At 63.6% G+C, this 17,042-nt stretch carries 14 protein-coding genes; 5 read left to right on the top strand and 9 right to left on the bottom strand.

What is annotated here, in order from left to right; all coding sequences use genetic code 11:
• Positions 1-112: 112 nt before the first annotated feature.
• Positions 113-1,084, top strand: coding sequence for a UDP-glucose 4-epimerase GalE (galE, locus tag HMPREF3173_RS22510; RefSeq protein WP_070576895.1), 972 nt, complete (start codon positions 113-115; stop codon positions 1,082-1,084).
• A 29-nt stretch (positions 1,085-1,113) separates the two neighbouring features.
• Here galE and HMPREF3173_RS22505 read toward each other — a convergent pair whose 3' ends face one another.
• From HMPREF3173_RS22505 to eppA, 5 genes are all read right to left on the bottom strand, one after another.
• Complete coding sequence (locus tag HMPREF3173_RS22505) at positions 1,114-1,905, bottom strand: CpsD/CapB family tyrosine-protein kinase (protein WP_043208519.1); 792 nt, start codon at positions 1,903-1,905, stop codon at positions 1,114-1,116.
• 11 nt (positions 1,906-1,916) lie between these two features.
• Positions 1,917-3,482 carry a GumC family protein gene (locus tag HMPREF3173_RS22500; RefSeq protein ID WP_070576893.1) on the bottom strand — a complete coding sequence of 522 codons (1,566 nt, stop codon included), beginning with the start codon at positions 3,480-3,482 and terminating at the stop codon, positions 1,917-1,919.
• Positions 3,483-3,503: 21 nt separating this feature from the next.
• Positions 3,504-4,619, bottom strand: a complete 1,116-nt coding sequence (locus HMPREF3173_RS22495; protein ID WP_043208514.1) for a hypothetical protein — start codon at positions 4,617-4,619, stop codon at positions 3,504-3,506.
• Between the two features lie 18 nt (positions 4,620-4,637).
• The gene (locus HMPREF3173_RS22490) at positions 4,638-5,195 is read right to left on the bottom strand and encodes a polysaccharide biosynthesis/export family protein (RefSeq protein ID WP_070576889.1); all 558 of its coding nucleotides are present in this window, start codon (positions 5,193-5,195) and stop codon (positions 4,638-4,640) included.
• A gap of 366 nt (positions 5,196-5,561) precedes the next feature.
• Entirely contained in the window at positions 5,562-5,738 is a 177-nt protein-coding gene (eppA, locus tag HMPREF3173_RS24660; protein WP_167358099.1) for an EPS-associated small membrane protein EppA, read from the bottom strand.
• Between the two features lie 412 nt (positions 5,739-6,150).
• On the opposite strand from eppA, the gene HMPREF3173_RS22485 reads away from it, so the two are divergent.
• The 4 genes from HMPREF3173_RS22485 (at position 6,151) to HMPREF3173_RS22470 (ending at position 11,168) form a co-directional block, all read left to right on the top strand.
• Positions 6,151-6,540, top strand: a complete 390-nt coding sequence (locus tag HMPREF3173_RS22485) for a YybH family protein (protein ID WP_070576886.1) — start codon at positions 6,151-6,153, stop codon at positions 6,538-6,540.
• Positions 6,541-6,629: 89 nt separating this feature from the next.
• Positions 6,630-8,129 carry a purine-cytosine permease family protein gene (locus tag HMPREF3173_RS22480; RefSeq protein WP_070576882.1) on the top strand — a complete coding sequence of 500 codons (1,500 nt, stop codon included), beginning with the start codon at positions 6,630-6,632 and terminating at the stop codon, positions 8,127-8,129.
• A gap of 13 nt (positions 8,130-8,142) precedes the next feature.
• Entirely contained in the window at positions 8,143-9,573 is a 1,431-nt protein-coding gene (locus HMPREF3173_RS22475) for an aldehyde dehydrogenase family protein (RefSeq protein WP_070576880.1), read from the top strand.
• Positions 9,574-9,950: 377 nt separating this feature from the next.
• The gene (locus HMPREF3173_RS22470; RefSeq protein WP_070576876.1) at positions 9,951-11,168 is read left to right on the top strand and encodes a DUF3422 domain-containing protein; all 1,218 of its coding nucleotides are present in this window, start codon (positions 9,951-9,953) and stop codon (positions 11,166-11,168) included.
• A gap of 130 nt (positions 11,169-11,298) precedes the next feature.
• Here the strand turns inward: HMPREF3173_RS22470 and HMPREF3173_RS22465 are convergent, their stop codons facing one another.
• From HMPREF3173_RS22465 to HMPREF3173_RS22450, 4 genes are all read right to left on the bottom strand, one after another.
• Entirely contained in the window at positions 11,299-13,692 is a 2,394-nt protein-coding gene (locus tag HMPREF3173_RS22465; RefSeq protein ID WP_070576873.1) for a DUF3772 domain-containing protein, read from the bottom strand.
• 56 nt (positions 13,693-13,748) lie between these two features.
• Complete coding sequence (ada, locus tag HMPREF3173_RS22460; protein ID WP_070576870.1) at positions 13,749-14,816, bottom strand: bifunctional DNA-binding transcriptional regulator/O6-methylguanine-DNA methyltransferase Ada; 1,068 nt, start codon at positions 14,814-14,816, stop codon at positions 13,749-13,751.
• Between the two features lie 91 nt (positions 14,817-14,907).
• Positions 14,908-15,534, bottom strand: a complete 627-nt coding sequence (locus tag HMPREF3173_RS22455; RefSeq protein ID WP_070576867.1) for a DNA-3-methyladenine glycosylase family protein — start codon at positions 15,532-15,534, stop codon at positions 14,908-14,910.
• 162 nt (positions 15,535-15,696) lie between these two features.
• Complete coding sequence (locus HMPREF3173_RS22450; RefSeq protein ID WP_070576863.1) at positions 15,697-16,857, bottom strand: MFS transporter; 1,161 nt, start codon at positions 16,855-16,857, stop codon at positions 15,697-15,699.
• Between the last annotated feature and the right edge of the window lie 185 nt (positions 16,858-17,042).

Raw genomic sequence — 17,042 nt, 5'->3', positions numbered from 1 at the left:
GGCGTGCCCATGCAGATGGCCAACCCGCTGACCACCTGATCCGCTTGCTAAGGATGACCGCCCGGCCCCTCCGGAGCGCGCTTGCACATCAAACAGATTCCAGGAGGCTTGGATGAAGTTCTTGGTTGTCGGCGGCGCGGGCTACATAGGCTCGCACATGGTCAAACACCTGCGTTGCGCAGGGCACGACGTCATCGTGGCGGACAATTGCGCCTGCGGGCCACGTCCGAACTGGGTCAGGCTGGACATCGCCGACGCCCATGCCTTGGATGCCTTGTTCGCCCAGCATCGATTCAGCGCGGTGTTTCATTTCGCCTCGTTCATCCAGGTGGGCGAGTCGGTGGTCGAACCCTCCAAGTACTACCAGAACAATGTCGTCGCGACCCTGATCCTGTTGCAGGCCATGGTGCGCGCCAATGTCCGTCACCTGATCTTCTCCTCGACCGCCGCCGTATACGGCGACCCGCAGCATGTGCCCATCGACGAAGCGCATCCCAAGCAGCCGATCAACCCTTATGGACGCAGCAAGTGGATGGTCGAGCAGATCCTCGAGGATTTCGACCGTGCCTATGGCTTGCGCTCAGTGTGCCTACGCTACTTCAACGCCGCTGGCGCGGACCCGGAGGGCGAACTGGGTGAATGCCATGAGCCGGAGACCCACCTGCTGCCGTTGATTCTGCAGGCGGCCTCCGGACGGCGTGAGACGATCACGGTGTACGGCCGGGACTACGACACGCCGGATGGCACCTGTATCCGCGACTACATTCATGTGGCAGACCTGGCTGCGGCGCATTCACTGGCGGTGGACTACCTGCTCGCCGGCGGTGCGAGCACGGCATTCAACCTGGGCAACGGGCTGGGCTTCTCGGTGCAGGAAGTGATCGACACCGCCTGCGGCGTGACCGGGCGCAAGATCGCCACCAGCGACGCGCCCCGCCGCGCCGGCGACCCGCCCCGCCTGGTGGCCGATGCCAGCCGGGCCAGGACCGTGCTGGGCTGGCGACCGGCCTTCGCGGCGCTGGAGCAGATCGTCTCGCATGCCTGGCATTGGGAGCAAAAGTACCCTTGGTACTCCCCAAACTGATCGGCAGCCCTTGCCCAGTGGCCAGCATTTCAGTAATAGGTGCGCGGCTGTTCCTCGGCCTTGTTCAGCACCGTCCCGATCAGGTTACTGGTACCCAGGTGATACAGGCTGTCCTCGATGTCCTTCTTGCTGTTCATGCCATTGGCCACCACCAGCAACACGCAATCGAATTTCGGCAGCAGGGTGATGGCGTCATCGGAGCTCAGCAGCGGCGGCAGGTCGAAGATGGTGATGCGCGACTCGTAACGCTCGCGCAACTCGTGGATCAGGTTGCTCACCAGCGGCGAGGACAACAATTCGGTCGACAGCGGAATGGGCTCGCGGGTCGGCAACACCACAAAGCGTGGCAAGGTCGGGTTGACCATGGCATCGCACAACTCAGCTTCGTTGGCCAGGTAGTCGTTGAGCGACTTCTCCATCGGCAACCCCAGGCAGGCGCCGACCCGTGGCCTGCGCAGGTCGAAGTCCACCAGCAACGCGGTCTTGGTGGTGTGGTGGGCGATACTCATCGCCAGGTTGATCGCCAGCACCGTCTTGCCCGCCTCAGGCGTCGGCGAGGTGATGGCCAGCGTGCGCCAGCCGTTCTCTTCCATGGCTTGCAGCACCTGGGTGCGCAGCAGGTCGAAGGCCGAGCTGATCGCCGAGTTCTTCTTGTAGGCCACGATGCGGTGACGCTCCAGATGGTCAGGGCGCAAGGGCACGACCTTGGTGCGCACATAGTCGAACAGGCCTGGCACTTCCGGATGCTTGACCGGCACGATGGAGGAAGGCGCTGATGCGCCGGTCTTTTTCGTTTCGTCTATCGGCGTGATCTTGTTCATCGCAGCTGTCCCTATCCGAACCGACTCATGGCCTTCATCAGCAAGAGGTCAAACGGCATATAGAAGAAGTGCAGCAACACCACCCCTAGCACCGCCAGTGCCAGGATCGAGACCACCAGCCACACGCGCCAACGCCGCCGCTGCGCAAGCTCGGCCTGGGTCGAGATATGCGGAATGCTGACCAGGACCCGCTTGCCCACGATGCTTTCCAGGGCCCCCACACCGCGCACGCGCTGGTTGAGCATTTCCAGCACCATCACCAGTGCGCCACCGCCGGCCGGGGCCAGGACGAAGCCCAGCGCGACGATCTTCTTGCGATTAGGCTTCACCGGTTTTTCCGGCAACATCGGCGGCTCCAGGAGCACGAAGCGCTCGGCCTTGTTCTCCTGCTCCAGGCTTTCGGAAATCTTCGCCGCCATTTGCTTGGCACGAATCTCTTCGTACTTCTTGCGGGCGTTGTCGTGGTCGCGCATCAGGTTGACCAGCCCACGCTCGACCTGGGGTGCCTCGAGGATCTCGGCCTCGTAGGCGTTGATCTTCTGCGACATGTCGCGCTTTTGCTGGGCCAGCGAGGCCACGCGCTCCTGCGCCGCGGCCATGCGGGTGCGTACCTTGGCCACGTCCAGGTTACCCTCGACGCCAATGCCACCGGCGCCGCCGCCGGCTTTCAAGGCGTCGATCTTGCGCTTGACCGCACGTACGTCGGGGTGCGCTTCCTTGTAGCGGGAGAGCAACTGGGTGTACTCGGCCTGCAGGCTGGCCAGATCCTGCGGCGGCTCCGCCGTACGAGGCCTGCCGCCATCGAGTGTGCTGGGCACACCGGCCTTGGCCCCGGCCAGTTCCAGGTCCAGGTAGCGCAACTCCTCTTGGGCGGCCTTGTAGTCACGATCGATTTCCCTGAACTCCATCTCCGAGCGCGACAGCATGTTCATGCGCAGGGTCTGGTGTTCCGGCAGTGCGTTGGCATGCGCTTGCTTGAAGTCGGCCAACTGGTTCTCGAGGCTCTGCAGTTCGGCGCCCAGCTTGTCCGCTTCCTGGCTGAGGAACTCGGTGGTCTCACTGGCGCGCTCGGTACGCTGCTTGATGTTCTCGTTGAGGAACAAGGTCACCAGCTCGTTGGCGACCTCCCTGGCCACCTCCGGCTGCTTGTGTTCGAAGGACACGTTGAAGGCGACCGTGGCCTCGCCACGCCCTTTTATGAAGGTACTCAAGGTCTCGACCAAGATCGCGGTGCGCATCAGCTCGACCTTGTCGGCGTCACTGAGCTGGCGGGCCTTGCTGGAAAACAGCCCGTACTTGTCGATGATCCGCAGCAGGTTTTCGCGGGTCATCACCCGCTGGCGGATCACCTCGATGCGTTCGTCGGCAAAGCTGTTGTTGTTGTTGGCGACCAGATCCGGAGATATCTGCTGGGACTCCACCAGGATAGTCCCGGTCGACTGGTAGACCGGCGGGACCGCCACGGCGACCGCCACGGTCGCCGCGAGGATCACCACGATGACAATCGCCAGCACCAGTGCACGATCCTTGATGATGGAGATGTAGTCCCTGATCGACAGCTCGTATTCAGATTTCATAGTCACCACACCGCTGAAAAATCAGTAGTCGGGAAATCTATAGGTCAAGCTCAGTCCGATAATGGTGCCGGTGGCATCTGGCAGGTTGTCTTGCTGGCGCTCTCTGTACACCAAGGATAGGCGCGCTACCCAAAATGGCGAGAGCTCTCGACTGGCCCAGGCGCCAACCGACCATAATTTGTTGGGCGTTTGCCCTTTGCTGTCCTGCCAGCTGGCATCGAACCCGACCCGATCGGTGTCGGCGACCAGGTAGCTCCAGGAGCCGCGCAACGTGTCGATCTCGGAAAACCCACCCTGACCGCTGGCCACCGAACTGCGGTCGGCGGCGACGTTGGCGTCCATGCGCTCGCCCCGATAGCGCAACGACACGCCGCCCTGCCCCTTGCGTCCACCGCCGTCACCGGAGACTTCGTTGACGCCGACGTTCACGCTCCCCTCCAGGCGTTCGGTGAACTGGTGCGTCATGCCGATCACAGGCGTGTAGCTGTTCGAGGCGATCGCCGCATCGCGATCATCCGGTTCGTAACGCCGGTAGATGAACCGGGTGAACAGGTCGGTGCGCTCGGTCCAGGCATAGGTGTAGCTCAACCGGTTGGCGTATTCCTTGTAGCCGATCAGCGTGGACACGTCGTAGCTGGCGTCGTCGTACGAGGTCTCGTTTTCCAGAAGGCCTCGCTCGCTGAGCTGCCGGCTCCAGTTGCCGGTCAGGGTGTAGAGCTTCTGCGTGCCGTCGGTGGTGACCACGCCGGTTTCAAGTACCGCACTGGACAGCGTCGAGCTCTCGACGTAGGTCCCCACCAGGCCATAACGGCCTTTGTCGTAATCGCGTTGCCACCCCAGCCGCACGCGAGGGTCCTCGCGGTTGTCGAGGATGTTGCGATCGGATGAGCGCAACACATGAGCCCCCAGACCGAAGTCGAACTGATCGCGATCGAAAGTGCCCAGCAGGCCGACTTCCGGATCGAGGTAGGTGCTGGTCACTGCCTTCTCCTGAGAGGTCAGCAGCAACGGGTTGCTGTCATGTTCGACGGTCATGGGTACGGCGACCGACGTGTGCCAGAGCGCTGCCTGGACCACGGCCGGGCAAGGAAGAATCAGGATCGCCGCGGCGACCCGGGAAGTTTTCAATACAGACACGATAGGCTCAGAGCAGGATCAAGGAACGACCAGCGTATCGCCGGCCTGCAGTTGGAAATTAGTGGTCATGTCACGTCCGGAAACCAGGTCCCGGTAGCGCACGGGCAGCACTTGCTGGCTCTCACCCTTGCGCCGGATCACTTTGATGGAGCCTTCATCGGCGAACTTGTCCAGGCCACCGGACATGCTCAGGGCCTGCAACACCGCCATGGGGCCTTCCATCAGCACCGGGCCGGGCTTGAGCACCTTGCCCTGCACATAAACGAGGTTACCGGCGATGCTGGTGACGACCACGCTGACATTCGGCTCGGGCAGGTACTGCTCGAGTTTCTTGGCAATCTTCTGGGCGACCGTGCTGGCATCGAGGCCGGCGACGTCAACGCGCCCGGCAAGCGGGAAGGTGATGCTGCCATCGGGAAGCACCTTCACCTCCTGGCGAAGGTTTTCTTCCTGCCAGACCGAGACCAGGATTACATCGCCAGGGCTCAGCAGGTAGGCCGCATTCGGCTCGGCGGCATTGGCCGCCGACGGCAGGAACATCAGTGCGCAGAGTGTGGAGATCAGGAAACGGAACATCGGGATCCCTCCGGTCAAGTAGCCATGCCCAGCGCTACACAATAGAACGGGGCGAAAACGCTCGCCTTTGCCGTAAAACAAGTACCGACCGCAATCGCCTCGACCGTCCTGGAGGATGTTTCCGCGATGAAACACATCGACGAAGCTTCCTGCTCCCGCAGCGTCCGCTGGGGGGCGCCGACAAGTGGAATATAGCAACGACATGGGATTCCACAAGCCGTTGCTCCGTCCTGATAAAACGCGGTTCTTCCAGGAACTTTCACATCGTTTTCACTTATCGGCGCAGGGCAATACACCGCACGCCAATTTTTAAAACGTACGCATTAAAACAAAGGTGTTAATGCACAGAAAAGCGAATAACTTTCACTATATTTTCGATCGGTTGGCGAGGGCGATAAACCCAATCACCGCAAAGGAAAACAGCCATCCCGCCGTCGCGGCAGGCACTACACTCGCCTTGCTGATGTAAGAATCCGCAGCACCAGCTGCGCCACTCATCAACACCAACAAGAAAATCGACTTGATGATCAGTGTCGAGCGCATGATCCCCTCCCTGAAAGAGGATTGAAACTGTTTAATTGAGAAACAGCTTTCTTTTTATATGGGTTGAGTATGGGGCACCATGACACTACGTCAATAGACCGCCACCATGATAAATCTCAATGGCCCCCGCCCTGCCTCGTCAAAATTTCGACAACCATTCTGTGGCTAAAAAATGATCACTGTTTCAGCAGCGTTGCAAAGGCCGCCGCTGACCTTCTGGGCGCTGGCGGAGCCTGCGATTGCCCGCAAGGCGACCCCAAGGCCAAGACGCTGTGACACAACCGCTGCTGTAGTCAGGGATGACTTGGTTCACAAATTCCTGAACTGATTATTTATCCCCAGCGATTTTTCCCCCCGCCAAGGCTCACCAGAATCGCTTCACCACAATCACAATAACCGTGAGGCCACTGCTGTGGACCAGACCCTCCAGGTACGCCAGGCCGCCGCCGACCTCGTCGCCGCTTTCGCCAGCAACGATACCGCCCGCTATTTCGCCTGTTTCAGCGAAGACGCCACCTTCCTCTTCCATACCCTCGCGCAGCCGCTGCTGTCGCGCCGCGCCTATGAACAACTGTGGGCCCAGTGGCAAGCCGAAGGTTTCGCCGTGCTGGCGTGTCAGTCCAGCAATCAACACGTGAGCCTGCAGGGCGACGTGGCGATCTTCATGCACGATGTGGCCACCCGCATCCGCATCGCAGGCCAGGAGCACTCGCTCGCCGAGCGCGAAACCATCGTCTTCCGTCGCCAGGACGACGGCTGGCTGGCCTGCCACGAGCACCTGTCGGTCGTCTCCGACGCCTGACCTTTCCCGCGGCCTTGCCGCACTGCCAACGCAACCACAATAGGGTCGCGCCCTGCGACGACCTACAACATGCGCGCTGGAGCCTTGCCATGAGTCAATCGACCGGTATCGAGACCAACGGCGTCGAACAGATCCCCGACGATCAACGCGACGCCTCACCGCTAGACCTGTTCCGCCTGATTTTCGGCGGTGCCAATACCTTTGCCACCGCGGTGCTGGGCAGCTTCCCAGTACTGTTCGGCCTGTCGTTCCAGGCTGGGGTCTGGGCGATCCTGCTCGGCGTCGGGGTCGGCGCCCTGATCCTCGCCCCCATGGGCCTGTTCGGCGCGCTCAACGGTACCAACAACGCGGTGTCGTCAGGTGCGCACTTCGGCGTGCATGGGCGCATCGTCGGCTCGTTCCTGTCGCTGCTCACCGCTGTAGCGTTCTTTTCCCTGTCGGTATGGAGCTCGGGCGACGCCCTGGTCGGCGGCGCCAAGCGCCTGGCCGGGTTGCCGGAAACCGACTTGACCATGGGCCTGGCCTACGGCCTGTTCGCGGTGCTGGTATTGGTGGTGTGCATCTTTGGTTTCCGCTTCATGCTGTGGGTCAACAAGATCGCGGTGTGGGCTTCGAGCCTGCTGTTCCTGCTGGGCATCCTCGCCTTCGCTGGCCCCTTCGACCTCAACTTCGCCGGCAGCGTCAATCTCGGTCAGCCAGGCTTCTGGGCGGCATTCGTGGGCGCGGCGATCCTGGCGATGAGCAATCCGGTCTCGTTCGGCGCTTTCCTTGGCGACTGGTCGCGCTACATCCCACGCCAGACGCCCAAGGCGCGCATCATGCTGGCGGTGATCGCTGCCCAAGTGGCGACGCTGATCCCGTTCCTGTTCGGCCTGTGCACCGCGACCCTGGTCGCCACCCAGGCACCGGACTACATCACGGCCAACAACTATGTCGGCGGCCTGCTGGCGATCTCGCCGAGCTGGTTCTTCCTGCCGGTATGCCTGATCGCAGTGATCGGCGGCATGTCCACCGGCACCACAGCGCTGTACGGCACCGGCCTGGACATGTCCAGCGTCTTCCCGCGCCTGCTCAGCCGCGCCGGCGCCACCCTGCTGATCGGCGTCGCTGCCATCGCCTTCATCTTCATTGGCCGCTTCACCTTCAACCTGGTGCAGAGCGTGTCGACCTTCGCCGTGCTGATCATTACCTGCACCAGCCCCTGGATGGTGATCATGATCCTCGGCCTGATCACGCGCCGCGGCTTCTACCACGCCGATGACCTGCAAGTGTTCACCCGGGGCCAACGCGGCGGCCATTACTGGTTCCTGCATGGCTGGAACTGGCGCGGCATGGGCGCCTGGATCCCCAGCGCGGCGGTGGGCCTGTGCTTCGTCAACCTGCCCGGGCAGTTCGTCGGCCCCCTGGGCGAACTGGCCGGCGGTATCGACCTGAGCCTGCCGGTCACCCTGGGCCTGGCAGGCGTGCTGTACCTGATCCTGCTCAATCTGTTCCCTGAACCTGCCGGCGTCTATGGCCCGAACGGCCCGCGCTGGGTGCGCTGCAAAAGCGCGCCGCACACGCCGGTAACCTCCGCCGAAATCGCCTGACTGGAATCCGATCATGACCACTCCTCACTACATCGATGGCCGCTGGGTCGAAGGCCAAGGCAACGACTGCATCGTCGTGCATGACCCCTCGCTGGGCCAGCCGTTCGCCGAACTGATGTCGGCCAGCGCTGCCCAAGTCGACCAGGCCGTCGCCGCCGCCCGCCGCGCCCTGCCTGCCTGGAAAACCACCAGCCCGGCCACCCGCGCCGCACTGTTGCGTGGTTTCGCCGAACAACTCGGCCAGCGCCGCGACGCGTTGATCACCCTGCAGATGCGCAACAACGGCAAGCCACGCCACGAAGCCGAGATCGACCTGGACGATGCCATCGCCACCTTCGGCTACTACGCAGACCTTGCCGAGCAACTGCCGGAAAAGAACCGCGACGTGCCCCTGGCCGCCCCGGGCTTTACCGCCCGCACCCGCCTGGAGCCGGTGGGCGTGGTCGGCCTGATCGTGCCGTGGAACTTCCCCCTGGTGACCAGCGCCTGGAAGCTCGCCCCAGCGCTGGCCGCAGGCTGCACCGTGGTGCTCAAACCCTCGGAAGTCACCCCACTGATCGAACAGGCCTACGGCCAGATCGCCGACGCTCTGAACCTGCCTGCCGGTGTGCTGAACATCGTCAACGGCAAAGCCGAGACCGGCGCCGCCCTGAGTGGCCACAACGGCCTGGACAAGCTGTCGTTCACTGGCAGCAATGGCGTCGGCAGCCAAGTGATGCGCGCCGCCGCGGCCCAATGCCGGCCGGTGACCCTGGAGCTTGGCGGCAAGTCGGCGATCGTGGTGTTCGATGACTGTGACGTGGACCAAGCGGTGGAGTGGATCGTCGCAGGCATCACCTGGAACGCCGGCCAGATGTGCTCGGCCACCTCCCGCCTGCTTGTGCAGGAGGGCATCGCCGACGCCCTGCTGCCACGTCTGCAGGCAGCCTTGGAGCAGATGCAGGTGGGCAATCCGCTGACCGAGGAGGTGGCCATGGGCCCACTGACCAGCCAGGCGCAATGGCTGAAGGTCGCCGGCTACTTCGCTACCGCGCGCGAAGAAGGCCTGCGCTGCCTGACCGGCGGCCAGGTACTGGACCGTGACGGCTGGTTCGTCAGCCCCACCCTGTACGTGGACGTGCCCGAATCCAGCCGCCTGTGGAGCGAGGAAATCTTCGGCCCGGTGCTCTGCGCCCGTCGCTTCGCCACCGAAGACCAAGCCATTGCCGAGGCCAACGACAGCCGCTTCGGTCTGGTCGCCACGGTCTGCAGCGCCGACCTCGAGCGCGCCGAGCGCGTGGCCGATGCGCTGGAGGTCGGGCACGTGTGGATCAACTCGGTCCAGGCGGTATTCGTCGAGACGTCCTGGGGCGGAACCAAGGGCAGCGGCATCGGCCGTGAACTCGGGCCGTGGGGCTTGTCGGCGTATCAGTCGGTCAAGCATGTGACGCGTTGCCTGGGCTGATAGCCGGACACGAAAAGCCCCTTGCTGACGCCTGTCACAAGGGGCTTTCACAAATAAGGCACTGGCTACCGAAGCGCCAGCATCATCGTCTTGGGTGACAGATAAGGGCAGTGTCTGAACCCCGCATATTGTGCGTAGAACTGCTCAAGCCGCTCGGTACGCGGATGAACAACAGACGCAACGCAACCCACTCTTTCAGACGCGACCAGAGCTCGTTCGATTGCATCCTGCAAGCGATCGGTCGCCACAATGACGTTACGCAGCGAGCGGGTCCCACAACCCGCCGGCACATTTCTGTGCCTCTGGTGACTTTTATCTAAAATGAAAGAGTCCCACCCCTGGTAGCCCAACAATCACAACACCAGGCCAGACCTCCCATGCACCCGCAACGCACCGCCCTGCACAACGAACTGCACGCCCGACCTTCGCTGTATTTCAACGAGCCTGCCCATGTCCATCACCTGGCACTGCTGGGCGATGAGGCCGACTGCCAGGCTTTGCTGCAACGCTGCTGTCCGGATGCGCTGGACACCGATGCAGCCCAAGGCATCACCCGGCTGGAGGGCCATCCGTTCAAATGGGAGCGCCACGCCGAGTTCTTCACCCTGACGCTGGTGGTGCCCTGCGCCGCCCACGATGCCGGCTGGCAGGGGCTGCCCCAGGTCCTGGCCGAGGCCGTCGCGCCGCAGGCGGCGCAAGTGATCAATGCCGTGCAGGTGCTGGTGCGTGGCGAGCAGGACCTGGACCTGACACGGTACGGTTTCAAAGACCCCTGCGGCTCCTGCGTCGGGGGCGGTGATGCGGTGGTGTGGAGCGATTTTCGCCTGACCGAAGACGGCACCAACCGCCTGCTGTTCGTCAACCGGCGGCTCAATGCCTACCGCCAAGGTCGCATGATCCGGCGCCTGCTGGAGATCGAGACCTACCGCATGATGGCTTCGCTGACACTCACCACGGCCAAGACCTTGAGCCAGGAGCTCGATGCCTTCGACCGGACCCTGGTGAGCCTCTCCGAACGCAGCGCCAGCGTCGACGGCCAGGACTCCAAAGCCCTGCTCGAAGCCATTGCCCACCTCTCGCGCCAGGTGGTCAGCCGCACGGTCAAGACCCGTCACCGCTTCGGCGCGACCCAGGCCTATGCACAGCTGGTGTTCGAGCGCTTGGGCGAGCTGCGCGAAAGCCATGTGGGCGACTGCCAGCGTCTAGGGGTGTTCATCGAGCGGCGTTTCAAGCCGACCGTGCGTTACTGCGCGGCCACCGAGCAACGCCTGGAACAATTGGCCAAGAACGTGGCCAACCTGGGCGACCTACTGCAGGCTCGGGTGCAGGTGGAGATGGAGGAACAGAACGCCGAGATTCTGCGCAGCCTCAATGCCCGCGCCGACGCCCAGGTGAAGATCCAGCGGGCCGTGGAAGGGCTGTCGATCATCGCCATCACCTACTACCTGTTGAACCTGTTCAAGCTGCTGTATGGCGGGCTGAACGTGCTGGGGGCTGGGTTGACGGCGCGCGAGGCGTTGCTGGGAATGGCGGTGCCGGTGATTCTGCTGCTGGGGATGATCCTGTTGCGGATCCGGCGGGCGAAGCAGCATTGACCCTGAAGGTGCTTACGCCTCGATCCCACGAACACCGACAACGCCGGTCTGAACGACCGAGCCGTCGGCTTCGCGGGCAACTCTAGGATTTACGCTTCGCTCAAAAGCACCGGGGTGCCCGCGAAGGGCCTCACACAGCTCCCTCCGCTGGCCGTGCATTGTCCTGCAACAGCACCATGCTCTGCGGCGACGACAGTGCGATGCCCTCGTCGCGCAGACGCCCCAGCACCGTGAACAACAGGTCGCTGCGCGCGCCCGACACTTGGCGGGGGCTGGCCACATAGCCACTGACGCTGAGCACCATACCGCTGGTGGTGAGGTCCTTGAAGGTCACCGACGAGGCCGGCGCATCGAGGATCGACTCATGTTCGCGGAAGGCCGTCAACAGCAGTTCGCGCACTTTGTTCGCATCGGTTTCCAGCGGCAAGGTCAGGGTGATGCCGACCACCCCCAAGGCATTGCCCATGGTGACGTTGCGCACGTTCTGCGAAATGAACTGGGAGTTGGGCACGATCACCGTGGAACGGTCGGACATCTGGATTTCCGTGGCACGCACGTTGATCCGGCGGATATCCCCTTCCACCCCGGCCAGGCTCACCCAGTCACCTACCTTGACCGGACGCTCAGTGAGCAGGATCAAGCCGGAGATGAAGTTCTGCACGATCTGCTGCAAGCCAAAACCGATACCCACCGACAGGGCACTGACCACCCAGGTGAGGCTGGTGAGGTTGATGCGCAGGGTCGTCATCACCAGCATGGCCAGGAACAGGAAGCCCAGGTAGCCGACCAGGGTCACCAGTGAGGCACGCATGCCGGCATCCATGTCCGTCTCCGGCAGCAGGCGCTCGCTCAGCCAGCGCTTGACCACACGAATGGCGAACAGACCGCCCAGGAACATGGCCACGGCCAGCAGGATGTCCTGGGGCACGATGTTCAGGTTGCCCAGCAGCTTGCCGCCGGTGTCATCCCAGTCCGCCAGGCTCTGCAGCAGCTCGCCCGGGCTGGTGCCCGACGGCATGAGCACCAGCAGGCCGGCGACAAACAACAAGAAGGTGCGGCCGATCCCTGCCAGGATCGTGCTGGCCTGGGCCTGGTGGCGCTGCTGCAGCCCCAGCGCAGAGGCCAGGGCCAGGCCTCCGGGCTGGCGTGGCGAGAGCAAGGTTTCGCACAGATCGCCAAACACCGTGACCAGCAAGTAGGCGCAGGTGCCCACCACGCTGACCCAAAGTAGCTTGGCGGTGAGGAAATAAGCCAGGGTCAGGTAACCGGTGAGCAGCGCCAGCAGGACCAACGCGACCCACACCACGATCACGAACGGGATCAGCCCCGCAAGCCCAGGTGCCCGTTCCAGCTGATGCTGCTTGCGGGCACGGCGATAGCGCACCAGCGCTGCGACGAAGATCAGCGACACCACCAGCGCGGTCAGGCCATTGGTGGCCACGGTGAGCGCGAGGCTGGTACCGATCACGCTGTTGATACGCTCCTGGGTCAGCAGCACCATCAACGCCAGCGCCAGGAGCTTGGGGAACCAGCCAAGGGCGCTGGCCACTTCATCCGGAATCGGCGGCAGTCGCCAGGACGGACGCTGGAGCATCAGCATGGCGCGGCCAAGGCCAGCAATGAAGGCACTGAACACCACCAGCGCCAGAATGTGGTTGGTCAAGCTGGCAATGTCATTGCCCAGCTCGGCGCTGTTCTCCAGGCCCCAACGCACCAGCGACACCGAGCCGCCGATGGTGCTCAAGGTCGCCAGACTGACACTCAAGGCCAAGGCGCTGCGACGCAGGCGGCCCTCGGGCAACCAGCGGACCATAGCATTGGCCAGCAAGCGCTCGAGCAAGCGGCGTACCCAGGTCCAGACCAACAGCGCGGCCGCCAGGCTGCCAATGAATAACCAGCGGTGATCGGCACTGAAGGCGCTGGCCACAGCGTCAGTCGCCTCGCCACGCAGATCGCGCAGGCGGGCGACATCTTCGTCGGTCGGCCGGATCAGGCTCGACCAGAACGCCGGGCTCAGGGGGCTGGCAGCACGGGTGGTGACCTGGGAGTTGAACTGGCTGCGGCGCAGGTTGACGATCTGCGTGGCCAGGTCGCGCGCCGACTGGGTCAGCTTGATGGCCTGCTGTTGCTCGGCCAGCACCTGCTTTTGCTCGTCACTGAGCTGCTTGCGCTGACGCGTGATGCTCTCGGCTTCATCCGGCAATACTGGGCCAAGGACCTTGAGCTGGTCGTCCAGACGCTCGACATCGGTCGTACGCTGGGCGCTCAAGGCGTCAGCTTGGCGCTGCACCTGCAAGGCGGCCTGACGCAACTGTGACAGCAGGTCGTCGTTGGCTTCGCTGGTCAGTTCCTGACGAACCTGATCAAGCCGATCAGTCAGTTGCTTAAGGTTGGCGTTTTCATCCAGCACCGGCAGTTCGTCCAGGCTCAGCGGCCCGACGGATGCCGACCAGGCCGGTGTCGCCACCCACAGCAACAAGGCGAGGATTCCCACGTAAAAACGGCAATGGCTGAGTCGCCTCATCGAATTCCCCTATTTACAAGCTCGATTGGGCGGGAATTCTACGCTGCTCCTGATGATCACGTGAGTGCCGTTTCTCGCGCCAGCAATTGCCGCTTACGCTCGACACCCCAGCGGTAGCCACTGAGGTCGCCATCGCGGCGCACCACCCGATGGCAGGGGATCGCCACGGCCAGGTGGTTGGCCGCGCAGGCCTGGGCCACCGCACGTACGGCCTTGGGCGCGCCGATGCGCTGGGCGATGTCGGTATAGCTGACCCGGCTGCCCAACGGCACCTCACGCAGCGCCTGCCAGACCCGCTCCTGGAAGGCCGTGCCCTGCACATCCAGCGGCAAGGCCAGCCCCAGTGCCGGCTGCTCGACAAAGCCCACCACCACCGCAACCAATTGCTCGAAGCCGGCATCACCGCCGATCAACTGCGCATTGCGAAATTGATCCTGCAACTCGCGCAACAGCTGCTCCGGGTCGTCACCCAACAGAATGGCGCAAATGCCGCGCTCGCTCTGGGCCACCAGGATCGCCCCCAGGGAACATTGGCCAATGGCGAATCGGATCCTCGCCCCCGCCCCGCCGGCGCGGTACTCGCGCGGACGCATGCCCAGGCGTTGGCCTGCGCTTTCATAGAATCGGCTGTTGGAGTTGTAACCGGCGTCATAGATCGCGTCGGTCACGGAACTGCCTTGATCATCGAGCCGCTCGCGCAGGCGCCGGGCGCGGAAGGCCGAGGCGTAGGCCTTGGGCGTAAGGCCGGTTTCAGCCTTGAACAGGCGATGCAGGTGGAACGGGCTCAGTGCCAGTTGCTCGCCCAGTTGCTCGAGGTTGGGTGCGGTGTCGCTGGCCTCGATCAAGCGACAGGCACGAGCAACCAGCTCAGTGCGTCGCGCAACCTGCTCGGCCTTGGCCTCGGTGCAGCGTCGGCAAGCACGATAACCGGCCGCCTCGGCAGCCCCGCCATCGGCGAAGAACTCGACGTTCTCGCGCTTGGCCAGTCGCGACTTGCAACCCGGTTGGCAATAGACCCCCGTGGTGCGCACTGCATAGACGAAATGACCGCAGGCCGCAGCGTCGCGCGCCTGCACAGCGTTCCAGCGGTCGGTATCGGTGAGGTAAGTCGAGGCAGGCTTCATGGGCATCTCCTGGCTGCGGATGGTTCAAGCCTGACAGGGTGCTTGGAGCGTGGCACTCCGATTCTTGCCGAGCAATCTGTGTGTCATCAGTTCAAGCCCGCCACAGATACCAGGACGCCACCGTCCGATACGGGCTCCATACCCCACCCAACGAACGCAACTGCGCGGGGGTCGGGGCCTTGTCCATGCCCTTGAGCCGCCGGTAACCCTCCCGTACGCCGAAGTCGTCCACCGGCAGGATGTCAGAGCGCTCCAGGCAAAAGATCAGGAGCATCTCCACCGTCCAACGGCCAACACCGCGCAGGCTGACCAACCGTTCGATCAGTGCGTCATCGGTCAAGGTCATGGCCTGCTCGCGGCTGGGCACGATACCGTCCAGGCGCGCCTGGGCGATACCCTGCACGGTCGCCAGCTTGCTCGCAGAAAAACCACAGCCGCGCAGCACCTCAGGCGGTGTCGCCAACAGCTGCTCAGGTTCGGGGAATGCGGCATCGGGAAACAAGGCCAGCATCCGCGCCAAGATCGCCTCGGCTGCCCTGGCATGCAGTTGCTGATAGGCCACCGCCCGCACCAGCGCTTCGAAGGGTTCACGCTCGGGCGCAGCGCTGTGCAGGCAAGGGCCGATGGTGTCGATATGCCGGGCCCAGTCCGGGTCCAGAGCGGCCAGATAATCCGTGGCTTCACGGTAGGCCGCGGGCGAGAGGTCGGCGTGGATCATGCGCAGTGCCCTCCAGGGAGCGGAAAACACCCAGCTTAGACCAATCGCTCAGCGGCTAAACGACGGATCTTGCGCGGGTAATTCCGCTTTCAATGGTCTTGCTCCGTGGCGCCTTCTTCGCGAAATGCCTGCGAACAGACCGACATTGGCAGCGCCTTGGCGTCAGTCTGTCACAGCCCGCAGCCTGACCGCCCGCCGATACGACTGCCGGGCAAAGCACACGAACAGACCCGCCATCAGCGCCAGCGCCATCGGCAACCCATGGGGCGCCACATCCATCGCCGCGCCGCTGACCAGCGGCCCGACCAGGCTGCCGACACCCCACAGCAAGCCGACGCTGGCGTTTGCGGTGACCAGGTCCTGGCCCTTGAAGCGCTGGCCGATCAGCACCAGCGCCAGGGTGTAGATGCCACCGGCCACTGCCCCCAGTAGCACCAGCATCGGCCAGAGCAACCAGGTTGCCTGCAACAGCCACGGCAGGCCTATGCCGATCGACATCGCCACCACCCCGCACACCAAGTGCAACCCGGTGCGCTCGACCCGGTCGGCCAGCCAGCCCAGGGGCAACTGGAAGATCATGTCGCCGGCGAACACCACCGTCACCATCAGCGCCGCCACGCCCACCGCAAAGCCATGACTGCTGGCGTACACCGGCAGCAACGACAGTACCACGGCATCGAAGAAGGAAAAGAACAACACCGCCACGCACAGCGCTGGTGCCACGCGGAAGAAGCCGGCGAGGGTGAAGCTCTTTTCGCCCTCCTCGCCATGTTCCACATGATCGTTGGGCACCGTCAGCAGGATGCACAACAGGGCCAGGCCGTAACAGGCCGTCACCACGCCGGTGACCCAGGGGCTATTGGCACCGACCAGCGCCAGCATCGCCGGGCCCAGCACCTGGAAGCCGGTGAAGCTGGTGGCGTACAGCGCCATGATCTTGCCGCGGTTGTGATCCGGGCACAGCTCGTTGACCCAAGATTCACCCAGGATGATCGCGATTCCCATGCCAACCCCCAACGCCAGGCGCAGCAGCGCCAGGTACCAGATCGAGGCGAACGACCACTCCAGCAAGGCGATGCTCAGGGTGCACAGGCTGAAGCACAACAGGTAGATGGTGCGCCGGGTCAGGTGCCGGCAGCAGGCATCGACCATGAACGCCGAGAGCATCATTCCTGCCGCCGGAATGGCCGAGATGATGCCAATTTCAAGGGTGCTGGCCCCCGCCTCGTGAAGGCGTAACGACACCAGCGGCAGGCTCGCTCCGAGGCTGAAGCCCACCACTGACACGGCGAACAACAGGCCCGCCAGTAAACGCATGTTCATGTACCACTCCTTGCGCGCCGCTAGGCAGCCCCCATGGGGCCCGGTCGGCTGGAAAAATCACTGAAAACAGATGCAAGCGCAGACGCGCACCGCAAAGGCGCGGCGCAGGTAAGCGCGGATCAGATCAGGGCAAGGTGTGGCGAGAAAGTGAAGGCGAACAGCACGCTGCGTCGACGCTTGAGCAC

This window comes from Pseudomonas sp. HMSC08G10, assembly GCF_001808425.1.
Classification (GTDB): domain Bacteria; phylum Pseudomonadota; class Gammaproteobacteria; order Pseudomonadales; family Pseudomonadaceae; genus Aquipseudomonas; species Aquipseudomonas guariconensis.
This window is presented reverse-complemented; position numbering and strand designations above follow the sequence as displayed.

Coding starts and splice junctions, on each gene's coding strand:
- HMPREF3173_RS22455 (WP_070576867.1), bottom strand. CDS start 15,534: ATGATCCACGCCGACCTCTCGCCCGCGGCCTACCGTGAAGCCACGGAT.
- ada (WP_070576870.1), bottom strand. CDS start 14,816: ATGAAGCCTGCCTCGACTTACCTCACCGATACCGACCGCTGGAACGCT.
- HMPREF3173_RS22480 (WP_070576882.1), top strand. CDS start 6,630: ATGAGTCAATCGACCGGTATCGAGACCAACGGCGTCGAACAGATCCCC.
- HMPREF3173_RS22505 (WP_043208519.1), bottom strand. CDS start 1,905: ATGAACAAGATCACGCCGATAGACGAAACGAAAAAGACCGGCGCATCA.
- HMPREF3173_RS22450 (WP_070576863.1), bottom strand. CDS start 16,857: ATGAACATGCGTTTACTGGCGGGCCTGTTGTTCGCCGTGTCAGTGGTG.
- HMPREF3173_RS22470 (WP_070576876.1), top strand. CDS start 9,951: ATGCACCCGCAACGCACCGCCCTGCACAACGAACTGCACGCCCGACCT.
- HMPREF3173_RS22465 (WP_070576873.1), bottom strand. CDS start 13,692: ATGAGGCGACTCAGCCATTGCCGTTTTTACGTGGGAATCCTCGCCTTG.
- HMPREF3173_RS22500 (WP_070576893.1), bottom strand. CDS start 3,482: ATGAAATCTGAATACGAGCTGTCGATCAGGGACTACATCTCCATCATC.
- HMPREF3173_RS22475 (WP_070576880.1), top strand. CDS start 8,143: ATGACCACTCCTCACTACATCGATGGCCGCTGGGTCGAAGGCCAAGGC.
- HMPREF3173_RS22490 (WP_070576889.1), bottom strand. CDS start 5,195: ATGTTCCGTTTCCTGATCTCCACACTCTGCGCACTGATGTTCCTGCCG.
- galE (WP_070576895.1), top strand. CDS start 113: ATGAAGTTCTTGGTTGTCGGCGGCGCGGGCTACATAGGCTCGCACATG.
- eppA (WP_167358099.1), bottom strand. CDS start 5,738: ATGCGCTCGACACTGATCATCAAGTCGATTTTCTTGTTGGTGTTGATG.